The following is an 18,423-nucleotide window of genomic DNA, read 5'->3' on the forward strand; positions in this document are numbered from 1 at the left end:
ACAGTCGATCGCGAGCATCCTGCAGACGATCCTCGCCACCTGGTTGCTGCATCGAAAGATCGGTGGCCTGCAGGTGGCTTCCTGGATGTCGGCCATCGGCCGGTTCGCGATCGCCGGCATCCCGGCGGGGCTGGCCGGCTGGGGAGCATTCATCCTGCTCGGCGGTACCTCAGGATGGATGATGGTCGACAAGATCCAGGGCGCCGTAGGTACCGCGATCATCGGCCTCGTCGTGGTGGTCGTCTATGTCGCGATCCTCGCCGTGATGCGCGCCCCCGAGCTCAAGGCCGGCACTGCTCTCGTCCGCCGGTTCCTCCCCGGGCGCTGATCCACCCACCCAGACCGCTCCGCGGCCTGCGCCCCACCCTGCGCAGGGAATGCCTCGCGGTTACCATGGGTTGAAGCATTCGAAGGTCATTCGACTGCAGTTTCTAAGAAGGAGATCACATGCGTCAGGTCATCATCATCGGCTCCGGCCCCGCCGGATTCACGGCTGCCATCTACGCGGCCAGGGCGAACCTCAAGCCGCTGCTCATCGCGAGCTCCGTCGAGGTCGGCGGAGAGCTGATGAACACCACCGAGGTCGAGAACTACCCCGGCTTCCCCGAAGGGATCCAGGGACCTGAGCTCATGGCCAAGTTCCAGGAGCAGGCGGAGAAGTTCGGCACCGAGGTCGTCTACGACGATGTCACCGAACTCCAGCTCGAGGGGCCCGTCAAGAAGGTCATCCTCGGCAGCGGTGCGGAGCACGAGACGCAGTCCCTCATCTACGCGACCGGCTCGGCGTACCGCAAGCTCGACATCGCCGGCGAAGAGCGCCTCTCGGGCTACGGCGTCTCCTGGTGCGCCACGTGCGACGGATTCTTCTTCCGCGAGAAGACGATCGCCGTCGTCGGCGGTGGCGACTCCGCCATGGAAGAGGCCACGTTCCTCACCCGCTTCGCAGACAAGGTCTACGTGATCCACCGCAAGGACACCCTGCGGGCCTCGAAGATCATGCAGGAGCGCGCCTTCGCGAACGAGAAGATCGAGTTCGTGTGGAACAGCGAGGTCGCCGAGGTCCTCGGAGGCGACTCCGTGACCGGTGTGCAGCTGCGTTCCACGGTCGACGGCACGCTCAGCGACCTCCCGCTCGACGGGCTCTTCATCGCGATCGGCAACGACCCGCGCACGCACCTCGTGCACGACAAGCTCGAGCTCACGCCGGAAGGCACCATCTGGGTCGACGGCCGCTCGTCGAAGACGTCGGTTCCGGGAGTCTTCGCTGCCGGTGACGTGATCGACCCCACCTACCGTCAGGCCATCACGGCGGCCGGCTCCGGCACGGTCGCTGCTCTCGACGCGGAGCACTTCCTGGCCGACCTCGAAGACCCTTCCGTGGAGGTTCCGGCCGCCGAGGCCGCGGAGATCCTCACCGCCACCGCGTAGGGGCGGGAACACTTTTCCCTCGCCCGCTGTTGTAGCAGGCGAACCTCGAATCAAGGAGAACTCTGATGAGTGCAAAGGCTACGAGCCAGGCGACCTGGGAGCAGGACGTTCTGCAGGCCGACGGTCCCGTGCTGGTGGACTTCTGGGCCGAGTGGTGTGGTCCGTGTCGTATGGTCGCACCGGTCCTGGACGAGATCCAGGCGGACAACCCCGACAAGATCACCATCCTCAAGCTCAACGTCGACGAGAACCCTGAGCTGGCGATGAAGTACCAGATCACGTCGATCCCGGCGATGAAGGTCTTCCACGGCGGTGAGGTCAAGACGACCATCATCGGCGCGAAGCCCAAGTTCGCGCTGGAGAAGGACCTGGCCGCGTTCATCGGCTGAGTCCCCCGAGACGAAGGGCCGCACCTCCCGGGGAGGTGCGGCCCTTTCTCGTATCCGCCCCGAGTCGTCCCGCGGACCGCTCTGCTCAGTCTTTGTCGTACACGGAGACCGACGGCAGCCCGCGAGCAGCACGTGCCCGGTCGACGAGCAGCTGAACCACCGCGGTCTTCCCCACGTTGTACGACTCGTCTCCCCTGCGCGAGGCGTCAACCGCAGCGTGCTTCGCCCGCTCGTAGAGCCGGGCATCCTCCGGATTCTGCAACAGCCAGTCGCGAAGGATGCGCTGGTTCACCTGATCCCAATCGGCGGCTTCGAAGAAGTGGGCGATTCGCGTGCGTACACCGTTCTCTTCGATGATCATCACCCGATGGCTTCGCACACTGCTCCCGACCGCCCATCCTGCGGCCTCGAGCCCAGGTCGATGCAGCTCGAGGTCTTCGTCATCGGCGATGCGCACCGCGACGTCGATGATCGGCTTGGCGCTCATCCCGGGGATCGCCGTGGATCCGACGTGTTCGACGCGCCAGTCCGGATTCCCATGCCTGCGCAGTTCCGACGCGACACGTGCGAAGGTCTCCGACCACGTCGGGTCATGCGGAACGAGCACGACCTCCACGTCAGGAGGCGTCGGCGACGGTCGGGTCCCAGCGGCGATGGCGCTGCTTCTCGTCGAGGAGGCCCCAGACGGCCGAGGTCAGCTCCGGGTACTCCAGGGCGATCTGCCGCAGCACCCGGTAGTGCCTGGCCGCGTTGGGGCGCACACCGTCGTTCGCATTGATGTTGTCGGCGCGCAGCAGGTAGACGACGAGTTCGTCGACGCTCGGGAGCTCCTCCATGAACTCCCACGGATCCTCTCCGCCGAGAAGCCGCTCCTGGATGAGGACCGCGAGTTCGTCCGACGCTTCGGCGCGCAACACTTCCAGGCTGGCGCGGCGCTGTACGGACTCGGTCATACTCCCAGCCTACGTCGGCTGCGGACCCCGCCGGCGCTCCACCTTCATGTTCTCCGTCATGTCCTCGAGCTCCTTGCCCTTGGTCTCCGGCACCTTGAAGAACACGAAGAAGAACGACAGGAGCGCGAAGAACGCGTAGAACCCGTAGGCGAACGTGAGGCCGATCTCGGCGAAGGCCGGGAAGGTGGTGGAGATGAAGAAGTTGGCGACCCACTGTGCCGCTGCGGCCACCGCGAGGGCTCCGGCTCTGATGGAGTTCGGGAAGATCTCGCCGAGCAGAACCCAGACCAGCGGCCCCCAGCTCGCACCGAAGAACACCACGAATCCGTTCGCACAGACCAGGGCGATCGTGGCCCACGGGTCGGGGAGCGTCGCCGTCCCCTGCGCATCCAGTGTGCCGAACGAGAAGGCCACTGCCATGAGGCCGAGCGTCACGGTCATGCCGACCGAGCCCACCAGCAGCATGATCCGGCGACCGACCTTGTCGACGAGCAGGATCGCCACGATCGTGACCACGATGTTCGTGACCGAGGTGATGACGGAGGTCAGGAGAGCACTGGACTCATCGAAGCCCACCGACTGCCAGAGCGTCGTCGAGTAGTAGAAGATGACGTTGATACCGACGAACTGCTGGAAAACGGACAGCAGGATGCCGATCCAGACGATGGGCTTCAGCCCCAGGCGATTACCACGCAGATCACGCAACGATTCCGAGCGCTCTGTGTTGATCGTGCCGGTGATCTCGTCGATCTTGCCCTGGACATCGACCGTGCCGGTGACGGTCTCCAGCACGTCTGCCGCCCGTTTCAGCTCGCCCTTGCGCACCAGATAGCGCGGAGATTCCGGGAGTCGCAGCGAGACCAGTCCGTAGACCAGCGCAGGGATCGCGGCGACCATGAACATCCAGCGCCAGGCGGTGAGTCCCCACAGCGGCTGGTCCGCCGCGCCGGCGATGCCTGCGAGCAGCGCATCGGAGAGCAGCGCGGCGAAGATACCGGTGACGATCGCCAGCTGCTGCAGCGAGCCCAGGCGACCTCTGATCGCTGCGGGTGACACCTCGGCGATGTACGCCGGCGCGATCACGGAGGCGGCTCCGACTCCCAGTCCCCCGATCACCCGCCAGATGATGAGGTCGACGACGCTGAAGGCGAGACCGGACCCGATCGCGGAGATGAAGAACATCGTGGCCGCGACCACCATCACGGGGATGCGTCCGTACTTGTTGGAGACGGGGCCGGCGAACCACGCGCCCACTGCACAGCCGATGAGGGCTGACGACACGGCGAATCCCTTGAGCGCAGTACCGAGGTCGAATCCGGAGACGTCGCCCGCGAGCGCGTCGACCGCCCCGTTGATCACTGCGGTGTCGAATCCGAAGAGGAATCCACCCAACGCGGCGGCGATGCTGACCGCGATCACACGGCGCTTGATGGCTGCTGGACCGGCTGTTCTCGACATGACATCCCCCTCGTCGTCACGATGACGCGAGTCTAGGCTAGCGCTGCCGCTGGCGGGACCTCACTTCGACGAGCCGTAACCGCCTTCTCCGAGCTCCTCGAGAATCCGATTGAGATCCTGGATGGAAGCGAAATCGATAGTGACCTGCCCTTTTCGCGCTCCCAGTGCGATCTTCACACGCGTGTTGAGACGGTCGCCGAGCTTGCCGGCCACCTCATCCAGATACGCGCGTCGCGCACCCGGGGTCGGCTTCGCGGACGACCCGGCACGGGGCTGTGCCTTCGCCGCTTCCTCCGTCGCTCGCACCGAGAGGTCTTCATTCACGACCTTGTCCGCAAGGCGCTGCATCGACTCCGGTGTCTCGAGACTCAGGATCGCTCGCGCGTGCCCGGCAGTGAGCACTCCGGCAGCCACCCGCTGCTGCACCGGGACGGGGAGCTTCAGCAGTCGAATCGTGTTGCTGATCTGCGGGCGGGAACGGCCGATGCGCGTGGCCAGTTCCTCCTGGGTGATTCCGAAGTCGTCGAGCAGCTGCTGGTATGCAGAGGCCTCTTCGAGCGGGTTCAGCTCTGAACGGTGGAGGTTCTCCAGCAGGGCGTCGCGCAGCAGATCCTCGTCTGCGGTGTCACGGACGATCGCGGGGATGACGTCGAGGCCGGCCTCGCGCGCGGCGCGCGTGCGGCGCTCCCCCATGATGAGCTCGTACTCGCCATCGGCGTTCTTTCGAACCACGACGGGCTGCAGCACCCCGAACTCGCGGACGCTGTGCACCAGCTCTGCGAGATCCTCGGGGTCGAAGTGCGTCCGAGGCTGACGCGGATTCGCGACGATGCTGTTCGGGTCGACCTGGACCAGATGAATGCCGGGGACATTCTCGAGCTCCGGCGCCTCGGCATCGGCCACGGGAGCCGCCTGGGTGCTCGTCTGTCGCAGGCTCGCGCCCGGGAAGAAGACATCGACGGGACGTTCCGACTGATCCGCCGTGGGGATGAGGGCACCGATGCCCCGGCCCAGTCCAGTGCGCTTCGCCATCATTTCTCCTTGCTCTGCGTCGCTCTGCGCGACGCGATCTCAACAGCGGCCTCACGGTATGCGATCGCGCCGGCGGATTGGGCGTCGTAGGCGATCACGGTCTGGCCGAAACTCGGGGCCTCGGATACCCGTACGGATCGAGGGATCACGGTCTCCAGCACCTGCTCGGGGAAATGCGTCCGCACTTCCTCCGCGACCTGTTGTGCCAGACGGGTACGCCCATCAAACATCGTCAGCAGGATCGTCGAGAGGTGGAGCACCGGGTTCAGGTGCTTCTGGATCATCTGAATGCTGCCGAGCAGTTGGCTCAATCCTTCCAGTGCGTAGTACTCGCACTGGATGGGGATGAAAACCTCTGTCGCGGCGGTGAAGGCGTTGATCGTGAGCAGGCCCAGGGAGGGTGGGCAGTCGATGATGACGAAGTCCATCGGGTGCTCTGCGAGGTACACGTCGAGCGCGCGACGAAGACGATGCTCTCGAGCGACCTGCGCGACCAGCTCGATCTCCGCCCCCGCGAGGTGGATCGTGCTCGGTGCGCAGAAGAGGTTGGGATCCTCCGGGCTCTGCTGCACGATGTCTGCCAGCGGAAGCTCGTCGATCAGCACGTCGTAGACACTGGAGACCTCAGCACTGTGGGGTACTCCCAGGGCTGTGGATGCGTTTCCCTGCGGGTCGAGGTCGATGACCAGCACCTTCCCGCCCATCCCTGCCAGTGCGGAAGCGATGTTCACGGCGGTGGTGGTCTTTCCCACTCCACCCTTCTGGTTCGACACCGTGAGAACGCGGGTTTCGCCGGTGAACTCCACGGCAACCCCTTCGAGTGCGCGCCTGCGGGCGGAGAGGTCAGCGAGTTCCCGCGCAAGCGGCGTGTCCATCCCGAACGATTCGCTCGAGGATGTCTTCTCGGATGGTTTCACGTGAAACATCCACTCCTTTCGGGGCCGCGTTCCACTCTAATCGCAAGCAGAGACGTTCGATGACGAGAGCACTGTCGCAGCTCGAGCGAAGCACGTCGGGCTCCTCGTTCCCGCGGCCAGTCTCCGCCATGCCGGCTTCTCCCGCTCCGCTTGATGCGCCGCACGGCGGATGTTTCACGTGAAACAGTGCGTACTGTGGCGATGACGGCGACAGCTAGCGTGCCGGGCTGCCCTCTCCCGGTGCTGGCGGGTACAGCGCACCCCACTTGCAGGAGTCTCCACAGTAGACGGAGTGTGCCGGGGCCTCCTGATGATATCGCCGACAGAGTGACGAGCTTCGCTGCGCTCGGCACCGCCACGCCGATCATGTTTCGGTGTCACCACCCACTGACTCAGACGGGGGTGGTCCTCACGCCTCTGGCCGGCCACGGCGAGGAACTCCGCTCCTGCGCTGCGCCACGCGTGTGGTTTCAGACGTCCCTGTGTCGGCAGAGCCGGCGGGCGCCGTCCGACGCGCAGCACCAACAACTTCTATCCCCCGGGGTGCCTGTGACACTCCGTCTATCCTCAGGCGCTTCCGGCGCACGTCGAGATCTGTTCTCTACCGCACAGAGGATGACTCAGCCCACTCTCTTCGACCAAAGGGCCGTCACAGGCGGTCTGGTCTGCATGTTTCACGTGAAACACCGTCGAGCGGCGAAACCACGAAGCCGTCGTATGCCATCCGCCGGGCAGCAACCAGGAGCTTCTCACCGCCGGCTGCCTGCGACACTCCGTCTGTTGTCAGGGACTGGACGCGCGACAGAGGCTGACTCGGCCCACTCTCCTCGCCCAGAGGGCCGGCATAGGTGGTCCGGTTTGCATGTTTCACGTGAAACACCGTCAAGAGGCAAGACCATGAAGCCGGCGTAGGCCATCCACCGAGCAGCCACCAGGAGCTTCTCACCGCCGGCTGCCTGCGACACTCCGTCTAGTCTCAGGGACTTGGGCGCGCGACAGATCTGTTCTCTACCGCGCAGAGCAAGCCCCCTCCTCGACGGAGAGGGCTTCATCAGTGGTCCGATCTGCATGTTTCACGTGAAACACGGTAGAAAAGCAACATCATGAAGCCGCCACCCTTCGATGTCGAGAGTCGCTTGAACCTAGTCCGGACGATTCCCGGCCACCGAGCTCTCACGTGGACCGCCCCATCATGCGGGGTTAGCGCAACCCGAACGCCCCGGGTCTATGCCAGGGCTTCACGCCAGGGGTGTTGTGCCTCGAATGTCGCGCCACGGATGTTACGGGGCTACACGCCAGATGACCGAGTCGACAACTCTCCTCCCAGGACGCCGCGCGCCCGGAACTCCCCCTCTATGGCGTACCCGTTTCATGTGAAACACCGCGTACGCGGACGGCACCAGAGCCATCACGACGCAGCGCACGAGGATGCCTGGCTAGTGGTGCTCACGAGACGTAGTGCACAACGATTCCGAGCCTCTCCCAGCGATGCAGAACCATTCGAGCGACATGATGCCGATGCCGATGCCGATGCCGATGGTGAGGTGTCCTAACTGGGGAGCTGCGGCGATAGGGCCTCCCCTCCCGGCGAACATCACGCTGCGTGCGGCGCGCGAATCCGCTTTCAGATGGGCAGTCGGTCTCGTCGAGGTCGTGATAGCCCTCGTTGGTCGCGCGCGGAGCGAGGCACTACGGGCGCCAAAGCACCGAGACGGTGATGCCCGAGCGATGAGACCCTGCCCATGAACACGAAGGGGGATGTTTCACGTGAAACATCCCCCTTTGAAGAAGACGTGACTAGCGGACGCGCGCGCGAATCACACGAGTCGTCTCGGGGATGACTCCCTCACCCAGGACCTCGACGCGAACGTCCGAGAGGCGGAACTTCTTGATCTGCTTCTGTGCGGCATCGATCTCGTTCGCTGCATTCATGCCTTTGAGCAGAGTGAGCTCGCCACCGTCACGAACCAGCGGTGCGGTCAGCGGAATCAAGGTACGGAGCGCACTCACCGCACGAGCGGTGACCACGTCGAAGCCCTCCGGAGGACGTACGTCCTCCGCGCGAGCTCGCAGCACCACGACGTTGGACAGATCCAGCGCCTCCACCTGCTCGTTGAGCCAGATGACCCGTCTTTCCATCGGCTCGATCAGCGTCCACTGCACATCAGGACGCGCGATCGCGAGCACGAGCCCCGGTAGGCCGGCCCCCGAACCGATATCCGCCACCGAACCGTGGAACAGCGGAGCGGCGATCGCACTGTTGAGGATGTGTCTCGTCCACAGGCGCGGGAGCTCGAGGGGGCCGATGAGTCCGCGCTCCTCCCCCTCGCGGGAAAGAGCAGCCGTGAAGGCACGCGCCACGTCGATACGATCCCCGAAGAGACCGGCAGCGGAGGAGGGCTCCTGCTCGAGATCACTCATGAGCGTCCCCGTTCGTCCGATGTTTCACGTGAAACGTCAGCGTCGGCGCAGGACCGTGTGACGGTCAGCACCCTCGCCGTAGGACTCGGAGACCAGGCCCCGATCGGCGGCGATGTCATGGACGAGCTTGCGCTCATAGCTCGACATCGAGGGCAGAGATGCCTGGGAGGAACCCTCGTCGAGTTTGGCGGCCGCGGCGTCGACCAGCGTCTCCAGCTGGCGACGACGCGTGTCGCGCGAGCCTGCGATGTCGAGGATCAGTCGTGAGAAGGAACCGGTCTTGCTCTGCACCGCGAGACGAGTCAGCTCCTGCAGAGCCTGTACGGTCTCCGGAGCGGAGAGCAACGCCAGCGCATCGCCCTCAGCCTCGACGGAGACGTATGCCCGACCCTGCCGCACATCCAGGTTCAGATCACCGTCGATGTCCGCGATGTCGAGAAGCTCCTCGAGGTAGTCCGCCGCGACGTCTCCCTCGTTCTCGAGCTGGGCCACAGTCGGCTCGGTGTTGTCGGTCATGGTCTCGCTCATGAACCGCTCCCCTTCTTCTTCGCACGCTTCTTGCCGACCGGCTGCTGACGCTTCGGTGCTTCTGCCTTCGCCTTCTCGGCCTCTTCGAGCAGACGCTGCTGCTCAGCCTCGTAGGCAGCCATCGGAACGACCTTGCCGGAGGAATCGATCGCCTTGCCCTTGCGTGCAAGACGCTCCTCGCGTGCCTTGGCAGCTTCGGAACCGGGAGTGGGCATCTCGCGGATGACGAGGAACTGCTGACCCATGGTCCAGAGGTTCGAGATGAACCAGTACACGACGACGCCGAGCGGGAAGAAGACACCCGAGAAGATGAAGCCCAGCGGCAACACGTACAGCATGATCTTCTGCATCTGGTACGCCTGGCCGGTCTTGGCCTCGGGCGACAGGTTCTTGGAGATGATCTGCAGCTGCGTGAAGAACTGCGACCCGATCATGAGCACCACGAGCGTGACCAGGATGATGATGGCCGTCGTGTTCTGCGCATCGATCGCGTTACCCAGCGTCTCGTGCAGCGACGCCACACCGAACAGCTTCGCGTCGTAGAACTCCTTCGTCAGCTCCGGGCTGAGGAGACCGACACCACCGATGTTGTCTCGAGCGTGCTTGCTGACATCGCTCAGCACGCTGTAGAGCGAGAAGAAGATCGGCATCTGCACCAGAAGCGGCAGACAGCTCGACATCGGTGTCGTACCGTGCTTCTTGTACAGCGCCATGGTCTCGCGGCTCATGGCCTCACGAGAGAGCTGATCCTTCTTGCCGCGGTACTTCTCCTGAACTTTTCGCAGTTCAGGAGCGATTTCCATCATCTTGCGCTGGCTCTTGATCTGCTTGACGAACAGCGGAATGAGAGCAGCACGGACGACGATCACGAGTCCGACGATCGACAGCACCCAGGTGATGCCGGAGGCCGCGGGCAGACCGACAGCCGTCAGCAGCCAGTGCCAGGCGACGAGGATCAGCTCGACCACCCACTTGAGCGGCCACAGGATGGTGCCGATCAGATCGAAGCCACCCCCCGCCGGTTGAGGGCTGGGAGTCGCGCTGGCGAGCAGAAGGTCAAGACCCACCGATCAGTCCTTTCGGGAAGGGACGACGAAACCGTGTGCGGTCAGGTCGTAACGGAAGTGTTCGTGGGGACGGACGTCATCGACGCCGCCGGTGGTCCAGGGGTTGCAGCGGAGGATGCGCCATGCGGAGAGCGCCGCCCCCTTCACTGCGCCGTGCTGCTGCACCGCACCTACAGCGTAGGCGGAACAGCTGGGGTAGTACGCACAGACATCTCCATACATCGGCGAGATGACCTTGCGGTAGGCGGTGAGGAACCCCAGCACGAGATTCCGCGGGATCACCGGAATGCTCCGCACCAGGTCCTGCGCATGCAGATGTGCGGTCCCGACGGACGACGCCGGAAGGGCGGTCATGCCGACACCGCGGAAGCCGCCGGCTCCAGGCGGCGGAGGCACCGATCGACATCGGCTCGAAGCTCCGCGTAAGAGGCGGTCGCAGACGCAGGAAGGGCACGGATGACGACATCCGTGCCCTCAGGAACCCGTGGAAGCGCCTCCGCGCACACCGCCTTGAGCCGACGACGCACGGAGTTGCGCACCACTGCGGTGCCCACGTGCTTGCTGATGATGAATCCGAACCTCGCGGCTCTGTTCTCGCCCGTGGTCAACACCGAGGTGATGACACGCGCCCCGCCACAACGGGATCCGCGACGAACGACCAGACGATAGTCGCTCCCGCGAGTCAGCCGATACGGGCGGGCGAGCACAGCGGACTACGCAGAGAGCTCGGTGCGGCCCTTCGCGCGGCGGGCGGCGAGGATGCCACGGCCGGCACGCGTACGCATGCGGGCGCGGAAGCCGTGCTTCTTGGCGCGACGACGGTTGTTGGGCTGGAAGGTGCGCTTGCTCATGGAATCACTCCGGGAATGCTGCCACCGGGTTCACTTCGACCGGAGACATGGGGTACTGCCAAAAATGGCATAAGTCAACCAAGTAAGGGTACGTCTTACCGGCTCACAGAGCAAATCTGGGCTCTCACGGAGCCGTCGCGCGGTACCGGGTGCACAGCCATTATCCACAACCTCCGGACCTCGCGTCGACGCAACACGCCCGCGTGATTCCAAGGGCAGGTTGCCGTTCACAGCCGGGATGACTACCGTGGCATCCTAAGTTATCCACAGGGGACACGGCACGTAGACCCCGCCTCGATCACCCGTCCGGAGCGTCATGTCCTCACCTGCCCAGCCCGATGTCCCCATCTGGACCACGGTGCAGGAGCTTCTTGTCGACGACGACCGGGTGACACCCCAACTGCAGGGCTTCCTCAGCCTGGCCGTTCCGGCCGGAGTGATGTCGGCCACGCTCTATCTCGAGGTTCCGAACGATCTCACGGCCGCGCAGATCAACAAGCGTCTGCGTCTCCCGATCATGGAGGCCCTCTCGCACATCGGCGAGGAGGTCACCTCCTACCGCGTCGTGGTCAACCACGAGCTCGCCGAGCAGCAGACCGCGCCGATCGCCGTCGGCGACTTCGGTCGTCAGGAGCAGACGCGCAGCGAATCCCCCATGGAGCCTGCGCCCACCCCGATGCGCCACGAGTCGCGCCTCAACCCGAAGTACACCTTCGACAACTTCGTGATCGGACAATCCAACCGCTTCGCCCACGCGGCCGCCGTCGCGGTCGCCGAAGCACCGGCCAAGGCGTACAACCCCCTCTTCATCTACGGCGACTCCGGACTGGGCAAGACCCACCTCCTCCACGCCATCGGCGATTACGCGCAGTCCCTCTACGCGGGGGTGAAGGTCAGATACGTCTCCAGCGAGGAGTTCACGAACGACTTCATCAACTCCATCGCCAACAACCGGGGTGCTGCCTTCCAGGCGCGATACCGGGAAGTCGACATCCTCCTCATCGACGACATCCAGTTCCTGCAGGGGCGGGCCGAGACCCAGGAAGCCTTCTTCCACACGTTCAACACCCTGCACGACCACAACAAGCAGGTGGTCATCACCAGCGACGTGGCTCCCAAGCTCCTCACCGGCTTCGAGGACAGGATGCGCAGCCGCTTCGAGTGGGGTCTCATCACCGACGTCCAGGCGCCCGACCTGGAGACCCGCATCGCCATTCTCCGCAAGAAGGCCCAGAGCGAGTCTCTGCACATCCCCGACGAGGTGCTCGAGTACATCGCCACGGTGGTGTCATCCAACATCCGCGAGCTGGAGGGTGCACTGATCCGCGTCTCCGCGTTCGCGAGCCTCAATCGATCGCCTCTCGACATCGCGCTCGCCCAGACCGTGCTGCGCGACATCATCGACACGGCAGAGGACAACATCATCTCGCCGACCGACATCATCACGGCGACCGCGCAGTACTTCAAGCTCACCGTCGACGACCTGTACGGGTCCAGCCGCTCGCAGCAGATCGCCACCGCTCGACAGATCGCCATGTACCTCTGCCGGGAACGGACGAACCTCTCCCTCCCCAAGATCGGGCAGCTGTTCGGCAACCGCGACCATACGACCGTCATGTACGCGTACAAGAAGATCAGCGAGCTCATGAAGGAGCGTCGCTCCATCTACAACCAGGTCACCGAGATCACGACCCAGCTGGGACGGCGCTGACACGCCGCGTCTCGGAAAAAGGGGAGGTCCGCACCTGATCGGGTGCGGACCTCCCCTTTTTTGTCACCCGGACTGGGGTTCTGATCTCTCGATTGATACCTCTATGCACATGTGGATAACTTGTGGATGACCGTGGATTCGATCGGGACGAATGTGGGTCGATCACCCAAACCTGTGGATAACTCCGGGAGGGGCTTCGAGCACCTCACCCCCGCCAACCCGCGGGTTCCTCAGGGTTTCCACAACTGACAACTGTGTAGTTCCCTACTCGCTCTTGCTATCCACCGACTTATCCACAGTATCCACAGCTGTTAACACCGTTAAGGAGTTAAGTCATTCAGGGCGCGATCCGATCACCAGACGGTGTGGAGAGCCGACCGTCGAATGACAGGAACCTCGGCGTAGGGATACGCAGGACTGTGGGGCTAGCATGGGAAGCCCTGCACCGGCAGGGCCGACGACAACGCGTCACAGTTCGACGACAAGGGAGCACCCGTGAGGTTTCAGGTCAACCGCGATGTCTTCAGCGAGGCTGTCTCGTTCGTCGTCAAGCTCCTGCCGCAGCGCAACCCACAGCCGATCCTCGCGGGAGTGCTGATCGAGGCGGACGGTTCCGGCCTCACGCTCTCGGCATTCGACTACGAGGCCTCCGCTCGAACCACCATCGAGGCCACGGTGGAGACCCCGGGCACGATCCTGGTCCACGGTCGACTTCTCTCGGACATCGCCAGCCGCCTCCCGAACGCTCCGATCGAGATCGCGGTCGAGGAAGACGGCGGCATCGCGGTGACCTGTGGCTCCGCGCGGTTCACCCTCGCCGCCATGCCGGTCGAGGAATACCCGTCCATCCCCGAGGTCACCGGCTCGTCGGGAGTCGTTCCCGCCGACGACTTCGGCACCGCCATCGCGCAGGTCGGATTCGCGGCTTCACGCGATGACGTCACGCCGGTGCTCACGGGTGTGCAGCTCGAGGTCTCCGGCCAGACCCTGAGTCTTGTCGCCACCGACCGCTACCGCGTCTCGCTCCGAGACGTGCCGTGGGACGGTGAAGCGGTCGAGGCCACCGCGCTGGTTCCCGCGCGCACGCTGCTGGAGGTCGGGAAGACCTTCGGACACGCCGGAACGATCCAGGTCGCGTTCTCCGGAGCCGGCGACCGCGAGATCATCGCGTTCACCGCAGGAAACAAGACCGTCACCTCGCTCCTGATCAAGGGCAACTTCCCGCCGGTGCGTCGTCTGTTCCCCGAGCAGACGGACCACTACGCGGTCGTGAACACCGCCGACCTGGTCGAAGCGGTCCGCCGCGTATCGCTCGTCCTCGATCGCGCCGCTCCGCTGCGTTTCACGTTCTCGAACGACAGCGTCACCATGGACGCCTCCGGCGGAGACCATGCGCGCGCTTCCGAGTCGGTCGACGCGATCCTCTCCGGCGGTGACGAGGTCACGCTCGGACTGAATCCGCAGTACCTGATCGAGGCTCTCGGCGCCGTGAAGAGCGAGTTCGTGCGCGTCACCTTCACATCGAGCGACAACGCCAACAAGCTCAGCCCGGTCCTCATCACGAGTCAGACCTCGGTCGATCAGGCCGGCCTCGACTCGTTCAAGTACCTGCTGCAGCCCAACCTCCTCCTGCGCTGACCCCGCTCGGCGAGAGCAGGGAGCTTAACGCCTCCCCATCCCCGAGATTCACCGACACTGAATCAGGTGTCGGACACCGAAGGTAGGCTGACTCCGTGATTGTGGAGCACCTGAGTCTGGTCGATTTCCGCAATTACGCGACCGCCGAACTCGCTCTCCACCGCGGTCCGAACGTCCTCGTGGGCAGGAACGGCCAGGGCAAGACGAACCTCGCCGAAGCGGTCGTGTTCCTGGCGACTCTGGGGTCCCATCGTGTCTCCTCGGACGCACCGATGGTCCGCGACGGACAGGAGTTCGCCGTCATCAGGGCTCGCCTCTCTCACGGGGAGCGCCGTGTCCTCGCCGAGGTGCAGGTCAACCGGCAGGGATCGAACAAGGCGCGCATCAACGGGTCGCCGTCGAAGCCGAACGAGCTCCCCCGGTATGCACACGTCGTGCTGTTCGCTCCGGAGGACCTGCAGATCGTGAGAGGCGATCCCTCGGCTCGTCGTCGGTTCACCGATCAGCTCCTCATCCAGCGCACTCCGAGACTCGCCGCCGTCCTCGCCGACTACGACCGTGTGCTCAAGCAACGGAACGCGCTCCTGAAGTCGGCCAGGGCCAGGGGAATCCGCGGCGAGGCGCTGAGCACTCTCGATGTGTGGGACGACAAGCTCGTCTCCCTCGGTTCGGAGATCATCACCGCTCGACAGCGGCTGGCCGTGGATCTGCAGCAGCCGGTCGCCGATGCGTACGAGGCGATCGCCGGGGCCGACCACCGCCCGCAGCTGGAATGGGCCCTCTCGGTCGGCGGAGGAGATCCCGAAGAGGGCGAAGATGCCGCGGACGGAGGAAACGCCGGATCATCGGTCGACCGGCTCGGAGATCCCGGGCACATCGCCGAGTTGTTCCGCGCCTCGCTCGCGGCGAAGCGGTCGAACGAACTCGACCGCGGACTCACCCTCACCGGTCCGCATCGCGATGACCTCGTGCTGCGTGTTCGCGACCTCCCTGTGAAGGGCTATGCATCGCATGGCGAGTCGTGGTCTGTGGCCCTCGCGCTGAGGCTGGCCTCGGCCGAGCTGTTGCGCAGCGAGTCCCCGGCCGGAGATCCCGTCCTCATCCTCGACGACGTCTTCGCGGAACTCGATGCCGATCGTCGACAGCGCCTCGCCGCCCTGACGGCAGGATACGAACAGGTGGTGGTGACGGCAGCGGTGGAGGAGGATATCCCCGAGGTGCTGCACGCGCACGTGGTGCGGATCAGCGCTGGAACGATCAGCGACGAGAGGGGGACGGATGACTGACGCGGCATCGACTCCCCCGGTCTCCACTCCGCCGGCTGACGTCCCGGAGACGATCGGCACGTACCTGCGACTGCGCGGCCTGCAGCCGAGCTCGAAGAGCTGGAAGCGCAAGCGGCGCATGCCCACGGACGACGACAACGCTCCGTTCACGCCGGGGCGCGATCCCGGCGCGCTCGGCGCCGTGCTCGACAAGCTGAGTCGGGACTCGGGATGGCAGATCACCCTCGCCCGGGAAGACCTCGTTCGGCAGTGGGCCGACCTCGCTGGGGCCGACACCGCGAAGCACTCGGAGCCGGTGTCTCTGGAGCGCGGTCTGCTCACCGTCAAGTGCGATTCGACGGCGTGGGCGAAGAACCTGCAGTTCATGCGGGCGACGATCCTCACGGAGATCGGTCGACGGTATCCGGATGCGGGCGTGGAGAACCTCCGGTTCATCGGACCGGACGTCCCCTCGTGGAAATGGGGTCCCAGAGCCGTTCCAGGACGGGGCCCACGCGATACCTACGGGTAGGGCACCATCCGAGGGGGTCGAAACGCTCAGAGGCCCACACACGGCCGTTGAGCGGCATTTCTCGACGAAACTCCGCTAGAATGGGAGTTCGTGATATCGATGTGGAGAATGCCCTCTGATGACGCCTGAATCCCCTGCTGACGAGACGGAATCGAACACCGGGGGAACCCCCGCCCCTTCGACTGGCTCAGGGACCCAGACTCCACAGCCCGCACCCAAGGCGAAGCAGCCCGGAGAGTACGGCGCGGATTCGGTCCAGATCCTCGAGGGCCTCGAGGCTGTGCGCAAGCGCCCCGGCATGTACATCGGGTCGACCGGTCCCCGAGGCCTGCACCACCTGGTCTACGAGATCGTCGACAACTCGGTCGATGAGGCGCTGGCCGGCTACGCCGACACGATCCTGGTGACGATGCTCGCCGACGGCGGCGTGCGCGTCGTCGACAACGGCCGAGGAATCCCGGTCGACCCGCACTCGTCGGACCCGAACAAGTCGACGGTCGAGGTCGTCCTCACGATCCTGCACGCCGGCGGAAAGTTCGGCGGCGGCGCGTACGCCGTCTCCGGTGGACTGCACGGCGTCGGCTCCTCCGTCGTGAACGCCCTTTCGACGCGGTTCGACGTGGAGGTCAAGCAGAAGGGCTTCGTCTGGCGGCACAGCTTCGCCGACGGCGGTGTCCCCCAGCAGAAGCTCGAAAAGGGCGAGGCGACCGACGAGACCGGGACGAGCATCACGTTCTGGCCCGACGCGGAGATCTTCCAGGAGACGACCGAGTTCGACTACGACACCCTCCGCACGCGGTTCCAGCAGATGGCGTTCCTCAACAAGGGGCTGCGCATCGAGCTGCGCGACGAGCGCGAGTCCTCGGCCTACGAGGTCGAGGAGGACGGCGCGACCGTCACCAAGCAGCCCGGCGATGTGTTCTTCTACGAGCGCGGTCTGGTGGACTACGTCGAGTACCTCAACAAGGTGCGCCACGCCGAAGTGGTCAACGACGAGATCATCGCCTTCGAGTCGGAGGACACCGAGCGCAAGATCTCGCTCGAGGTCGCGATGCAGTGGACGACCTCGTACACCGAGAACGTGTTCACCTATGCCAACACCATCAACACCCACGAGGGTGGAACGCACGAGGAAGGCTTCCGTGCGGCACTGACGACCCTGGTCAACAAATACGCGCGAGCGAACAACCTCCTCAAGGAGAAGGACGACAACCTCTCCGGCGACGACGTGCGCGAGGGACTGACCGCAGTCATCTCGATCAAGCTCGGCGAGCCGCAGTTCGAGGGGCAGACCAAGACGAAGCTCGGCAACACCGAGGCGAAGGCGTTCGTGCAGAAGGTGGTCGGCGATCAGCTCGGCGACTGGTTGGAGCGCAATCCGAACCAGGCGAAGAACATCATTCGCAAGGCGATCGATGCGGCCACGGCTCGTCTCGCCGCGCGGAAGGCCCGTGAAACGGCGCGTCGCAAGAGCGTCTTCGAGTCGGCGGCCATGCCGGACAAGCTCAAGGACTGCACGAGCAAGGATCCGTCGATCAGCGAGATCTTCCTCGTCGAGGGTGACTCGGCCGGTGGTTCCGCCGTGCAGGGTCGAGACCCTCACACCCAGGCGATCCTGGCCCTCCGAGGAAAGATCCTCAACGTGGAGCGCGCGCGTCTCGACAAGGCGCTCGGCAACAAGGAAGTCCAGGCGATGATCCAGGCCTTCGGCACCGGCATCGGCGAAGAGTTCGACATCGAGAAGGCGCGCTATCACAAGATCGTGCTGATGGCCGATGCCGACGTGGACGGTCAGCACATCACCACCCTGCTGCTGACGCTCCTCTTCCGCTACATGCGCGGGCTCATCGAGGCCGGTTTCGTGTACCTCGCCATGCCGCCGCTCTACCGGCTCAAGTGGTCGAACTCGGCTCACGAGTACGTGTTCAGCGACGCCGAGCGCGACGCCCTGCTGAAGCACGGCATCGAGAACGGCAAGCGCATCCCGAAGGATGCCGGCATCCAGCGCTACAAGGGTCTCGGTGAGATGAACCCGAAGGAGCTGTGGGAGACGACGATGGATCACACCACTCGCACCCTGCAGCAGATCACCATCGAAGACGCGGCCGCGGCCGACGAGATCTTCAGTGTGCTGATGGGCGAAGACGTCGAGTCCCGACGCAGCTTCATCCAGCGCAACGCCAAGGACGTCCGCTTCCTCGACATCTGATGCCCGCGGGCTCAGACCAGATGT

17 protein-coding genes and 2 pseudogenes are annotated in these 18,423 nt (G+C 64.7%); 8 read left to right on the forward strand and 11 right to left on the reverse strand.

Going from position 1 to position 18,423, the window contains the following annotated elements:
- The 3 genes and pseudogenes from AX744_RS00160 to trxA form a co-directional block, all read left to right on the forward strand.
- A pseudogene (locus AX744_RS00160) lies at window positions 1–328 on the forward strand (murein biosynthesis integral membrane protein MurJ); the annotation flags it as partial.
- 119 nt (window positions 329–447) lie between these two features.
- Complete coding sequence (gene trxB, locus AX744_RS00165) at window positions 448–1,428, forward strand: thioredoxin-disulfide reductase (RefSeq protein WP_046747958.1); 981 nt, start codon at window positions 448–450, stop codon at window positions 1,426–1,428.
- A 65-nt stretch (window positions 1,429–1,493) separates the two neighbouring features.
- Entirely contained in the window at window positions 1,494–1,817 is a 324-nt protein-coding gene (gene trxA / locus AX744_RS00170) for a thioredoxin (protein ID WP_021201395.1), read from the forward strand.
- An 85-nt stretch (window positions 1,818–1,902) separates the two neighbouring features.
- Here the strand turns inward: trxA and AX744_RS00175 are convergent, their stop codons facing one another.
- The 11 genes and pseudogenes from AX744_RS00175 to rpmH all read right to left on the reverse strand — a co-directional run bounded on the left by AX744_RS00175 (window position 1,903) and on the right by rpmH (window position 11,044).
- Window positions 1,903–2,433, reverse strand: a complete 531-nt coding sequence (locus tag AX744_RS00175) for a GrpB family protein (protein WP_061015060.1) — start codon at window positions 2,431–2,433, stop codon at window positions 1,903–1,905.
- 1 nt (window position 2,434) lies between these two features.
- Window positions 2,435–2,770: a hypothetical protein gene (locus AX744_RS00180; RefSeq protein ID WP_046747959.1), complete on the reverse strand. Its 336-nt coding sequence runs from the start codon at window positions 2,768–2,770 to the stop codon at window positions 2,435–2,437.
- 9 nt (window positions 2,771–2,779) lie between these two features.
- Entirely contained in the window at window positions 2,780–4,228 is a 1,449-nt protein-coding gene (locus AX744_RS00185; RefSeq protein WP_197429127.1) for a sugar porter family MFS transporter, read from the reverse strand.
- Window positions 4,229–4,288: 60 nt separating this feature from the next.
- Window positions 4,289–5,260, reverse strand: a complete 972-nt coding sequence (locus tag AX744_RS00190) for a ParB/RepB/Spo0J family partition protein (RefSeq protein ID WP_082738345.1) — start codon at window positions 5,258–5,260, stop codon at window positions 4,289–4,291.
- Window positions 5,260–6,135, reverse strand: coding sequence for a ParA family protein (locus AX744_RS00195; protein ID WP_227751222.1), 876 nt, complete (start codon window positions 6,133–6,135; stop codon window positions 5,260–5,262). The genes AX744_RS00190 and AX744_RS00195 overlap by 1 nt, the downstream gene beginning before the upstream one ends.
- Window positions 6,136–7,974: 1,839 nt before the next feature.
- A pseudogene (gene rsmG, locus AX744_RS00200) lies at window positions 7,975–8,669 on the reverse strand (16S rRNA (guanine(527)-N(7))-methyltransferase RsmG).
- Window positions 8,635–9,126: a Jag family protein gene (locus AX744_RS00205; protein ID WP_046747964.1), complete on the reverse strand. Its 492-nt coding sequence runs from the start codon at window positions 9,124–9,126 to the stop codon at window positions 8,635–8,637. Before AX744_RS00205 ends, rsmG begins: the two are co-directional and overlap by 35 nt.
- Window positions 9,123–10,193, reverse strand: a complete 1,071-nt coding sequence (gene yidC / locus AX744_RS00210) for a membrane protein insertase YidC (protein ID WP_058630955.1) — start codon at window positions 10,191–10,193, stop codon at window positions 9,123–9,125. Before yidC ends, AX744_RS00205 begins: the two co-directional genes overlap by 4 nt.
- Window positions 10,194–10,196: 3 nt before the next feature.
- Window positions 10,197–10,547, reverse strand: a complete 351-nt coding sequence (yidD, locus tag AX744_RS00215; protein WP_046747966.1) for a membrane protein insertion efficiency factor YidD — start codon at window positions 10,545–10,547, stop codon at window positions 10,197–10,199.
- Window positions 10,544–10,900 (reverse strand): ribonuclease P protein component, encoded by a 357-nt coding sequence (rnpA, locus tag AX744_RS00220; RefSeq protein WP_082738346.1) that lies wholly within the window; start codon window positions 10,898–10,900, stop codon window positions 10,544–10,546. The genes yidD and rnpA overlap by 4 nt, the downstream gene beginning before the upstream one ends.
- A gap of 6 nt (window positions 10,901–10,906) precedes the next feature.
- The gene (rpmH, locus tag AX744_RS00225) at window positions 10,907–11,044 is read right to left on the reverse strand and encodes a 50S ribosomal protein L34 (RefSeq protein WP_013584598.1); all 138 of its coding nucleotides are present in this window, start codon (window positions 11,042–11,044) and stop codon (window positions 10,907–10,909) included.
- A gap of 316 nt (window positions 11,045–11,360) precedes the next feature.
- Between rpmH and dnaA the strand changes: the two genes are divergently transcribed.
- The 5 genes from dnaA (at window position 11,361) to gyrB (ending at window position 18,399) form a co-directional block, all read left to right on the forward strand.
- Complete coding sequence (gene dnaA, locus AX744_RS00230) at window positions 11,361–12,755, forward strand: chromosomal replication initiator protein DnaA (RefSeq protein ID WP_046747968.1); 1,395 nt, start codon at window positions 11,361–11,363, stop codon at window positions 12,753–12,755.
- A gap of 495 nt (window positions 12,756–13,250) precedes the next feature.
- A complete protein-coding gene (dnaN, locus tag AX744_RS00235; RefSeq protein WP_046747969.1) occupies window positions 13,251–14,393 on the forward strand; it encodes a DNA polymerase III subunit beta in 1,143 nt (380 codons plus the stop codon).
- 95 nt (window positions 14,394–14,488) lie between these two features.
- A complete protein-coding gene (recF, locus tag AX744_RS00240) occupies window positions 14,489–15,679 on the forward strand; it encodes a DNA replication/repair protein RecF (protein WP_058630954.1) in 1,191 nt (396 codons plus the stop codon).
- On the forward strand, window positions 15,672–16,190 hold the full coding sequence (locus tag AX744_RS00245) for a DUF721 domain-containing protein (RefSeq protein WP_061015063.1): 519 nt from the start codon (window positions 15,672–15,674) through the stop codon (window positions 16,188–16,190). The genes recF and AX744_RS00245 overlap by 8 nt, the downstream gene beginning before the upstream one ends.
- A gap of 118 nt (window positions 16,191–16,308) precedes the next feature.
- Window positions 16,309–18,399 carry a DNA topoisomerase (ATP-hydrolyzing) subunit B gene (gene gyrB, locus AX744_RS00250; RefSeq protein ID WP_082738347.1) on the forward strand — a complete coding sequence of 697 codons (2,091 nt, stop codon included), beginning with the start codon at window positions 16,309–16,311 and terminating at the stop codon, window positions 18,397–18,399.
- Window positions 18,400–18,423: the final 24 nt, after the last annotated feature.

It is taken from the genome of Microbacterium sp. CCH5-D1, from assembly GCF_001557335.1.
In the GTDB taxonomy this organism is placed as follows: Bacteria; Actinomycetota; Actinomycetes; order Actinomycetales; family Microbacteriaceae; genus Microbacterium; species Microbacterium oxydans.